The organism is Frankia sp. CcWB2, assembly GCF_977927585.1.
The window spans coordinates 29,531-31,067 of sequence record NZ_CDWRCM010000003.1 but is presented as its reverse complement, the minus strand read 5'-3'; the positions used below and the strand labels follow the sequence as shown (position 1 = coordinate 31,067).

The window sequence follows — 1,537 nt, the reverse complement described above, 5'->3', positions numbered from 1 at the left end:
TGGGGTACTGCTTCTTGAGCCGGTCGATGAGCGCGAGCGCGGTGTTCTCCGAGCGGGCCATCGCGCCCCAACCCTCGATGAACAGGCCGTCATAGCTCAATCCGACCCAGCGGCCGGTCAACCGGTCGCCGTGGGGATGCAGGGAGAGGAACAGCGCCCCCTTGGACCGGACCGGTCCGTCGGACGCGACGTACCAACCCATGATTATCTCGTTGTCCCAGACCCGCAGTTCGCCCCACCAGAGGTACCCGCCCTCGTCCACCGACAGGCCGCGGGAGATCGCCTCCATCTGGATGACGTCGCCGACCTGGTTCAGGTTCGCCTCCTGCGAGGTGCGGATCTCCTCGCTGTCCCGGAACGTCTGCCAGGCCGTCCACCAGTGCCCGGACAGGCCGACGGTGTTCCTTGTCCGGCGGTCGGCTCCCTCGGACGTGGACGTGGACGTGAATGTGCGCCCGGGGACGGGGATGGCTGGTGCATCGGATCTCGTGACGGGACCGACGGCGGCCGCGCTCTCCCCGACGGTGAGCTGTCGATGATCCGTGGTGTCCACCTCCTCCAGAGCTCGTCGCCACGGGATGCCCGCCTGACTCCCCTTGTCCTCCAGCCACGCGTGACGACGCAGTTCGATCAGGGAGCCACCGGCGTTCAGCTCTATGTCGATCGCGGTCACGAGCGACTGCGACGGCACCCCGAGCAGTCCGCGTTCAGCCTTCGACAGGTAGCTCGGCTGGTAGCGGACCCGATTGGCGAGCTGGGCCTGGCTCAGTCCAGCCGCTTTCCGTAACTGCACAAGTGCGTTCAGGAGGTCGGTGAGGCAGGGTTGCATGTCCATTTATCGTCTACCCGGGTCCAGGGCAATGGTTCATCGGCCGGCCGTTCTCATCTGGTCTGACTGTTGTCACACCCCGCGAGCCTGCGCCTGGCGCCAGGCTTACCGGGATCTCCGTCGGATCGTCGCACGTGGAGACCGCGGTCCTGACGGCGGTGTGCTGGGCGGGGAACCCGCGCTGTGCCGGGCGGGGAACCCGCGGTGTGCCCCCGCCCCGTCGGTCGTCTGACGACTCTCACACCCTTCCCAAGCCGCCTGTCGTGCGTAAGGGGACGTAATGAAGTAACAAATACGTGATCGAGAGCATCATCGCAGGTCACAGGCCTGTGGAGGGTTCGAAACGCGCAAGTTATTTCATTTCGACTCCTAAGTCTTGAAGCTGATGCCACGGAGCATGTCGACCGAGAACTGCACCGCACGACTTGGACCGCACGACCTGGACCGGGGTGGGACATGGCGAGGATTCACCGGCTCACCGACGCCACTGTGTGTCCCGGGCGTCCTGCGTGTCGTGTGCGTCCCGGCGACTGGTGTAGCCCGCCCGGCGACCGGCGGCTCCGGCCCGGCGTGCTGTTCGGGCCGGGGCCGGCGTGACGGCGCCGCAGCCTTGCGACCGGCAGGCCAGGGACAACTGGCGCAAGGGCGGTTGGCAACGCGCCGAGGCCGCCCTCCGTACCGCGCAGCCAGGTGCCGGCGCGTACGCGG

At 67.3% G+C, this 1,537-nt stretch carries 1 protein-coding gene; it reads right to left on the bottom strand.

Features of this window, described 5'->3' with window-relative positions:
* The coding region (locus ACY45C_RS01140; RefSeq protein ID WP_462185815.1) for a helix-turn-helix domain-containing protein at positions 1-829 on the bottom strand (829 nt) is incomplete at its 3' end.
* Between the last annotated feature and the right edge of the window lie 708 nt (positions 830-1,537).